Source organism: Paraburkholderia phymatum (genome assembly GCF_040965635.1).
Lineage (GTDB): Bacteria > Pseudomonadota > Gammaproteobacteria > Burkholderiales > Burkholderiaceae > Paraburkholderia > Paraburkholderia phymatum_B.
Genome location: NZ_JBFRCH010000099.1, coordinates 1 through 1,236, shown reverse-complemented (window position 1 = coordinate 1,236; position 1,236 = coordinate 1). Strand labels below are relative to the sequence as shown.

Here is a 1,236-nt window from a genome sequence, read left to right as displayed (position 1 = left end):
TGACCTGCCCCCAGCAAACAGGGCCAGCCGGAACCTAGTAAAGTTCGTTTTCGGAGAAGAAGACGAACATGAAGAAGCGCTTTACGGAAGAGCAAATCATCGGGTTCCTGAAGGAGGCCGAGGCAGGTATGCCGGTCAAGGAGTTGTGCAGGAAACACGGCTTCAGTGACGCGTCGTTCTACACATGGCGCGCGAAGTTCGGTGGCATGGAGGTATCGGAAGCGCGCCGGCTGAAAGACCTGGAAGCCGAGAACGCGCGGCTGAAGAAGCTACTGGCCGAAGCGATGCTCGATATGGAAGCGCTGAAGGTTGTCGTCAAGGGAAAGCCCTGAGCCAGCAAGCCAAGCGCGAAGCAGTGGCGGCGATTCGGGAGAAGCTGGACATCTCCGAGCGCCGCACCTGCCGGCTTGTTGGGCTATCTCGCAGCGTGTTGCATTACGAAGCGAAGCCGGACCACGAGAACGAAGCGCTGACGGCGCGCCTGGTGGAACTGGCGCATGAGCGTCGGCGGTTCGGTTATCGGCGGCTGCATGCACTCGTCGAACGCGAGGGCATTCACGCGAATCACAAGCGTGTGCATCGCCTTTATCGTAAAGCAGGGTTGACCGTGCGGCGCCGTCGGCGGCGCCACGGCGTCATGATTGAACGCGAGCAGTTGGCTTTGCCGAGTGGGCCCAACGAGGTTTGGTCAATTGATTTTGTGATGGATGCGCTGTCGAACGGGCGGCGTGTGAAGTGCCTGACCATCGTGGACGATTTCACCAAGGAGGCCGTCGATATTGTCGTGGACCACGGTATCTCGGGCTTGTATGTGGCTCGAGCGTTGGACCGCGCAGCGCGTTTCCGGGGCTATCCCAAAGCGCTGCGAACGGACCAGGGACCGGAATTTACGAGCCGAGCGCTTGACCAGTGGGCCTACGCCAGTGGCGTTACGTTGAAATTGATTCAACCCGGCAAGCCGACGCAGAATGCGTACATCGAATCGTTCAACGGCAAGTTCCGTGATGAATGCCTTAACGAGCACTGGTTCAAGAGCCTTGCGCATGCCCGAGCGGTCATCGCGGCGTGGCGTCAGGACTACAACGAGGACCGGCCCCACAGCGCACTGAATTACCTTTCGCCAGCAGAGTTCGCGGCGATACATCGGGCAACAGCGGATGCTCCTGCCGCTTTCCAGGAGCTGGTTTAAAGGGACTTTGCTAGAAGCCGGTTGGCCCTACCGAGGGGGGCAGGTCA

1 protein-coding gene is annotated in these 1,236 nt (G+C 59.7%); it reads left to right on the top strand.

All coding sequences use genetic code 11. The features are described from left to right. The first annotated feature begins 68 nt into the window (after positions 1–68). A protein-coding gene (locus AB4Y32_RS40320) for an IS3 family transposase (RefSeq protein WP_368726564.1) occupies positions 69–1,189 on the top strand; the annotation gives its coding sequence in 2 pieces (ribosomal slippage) (positions 69–327 and positions 327–1,189; 1,122 coding nt in all). Positions 1,190–1,236: the final 47 nt, after the last annotated feature.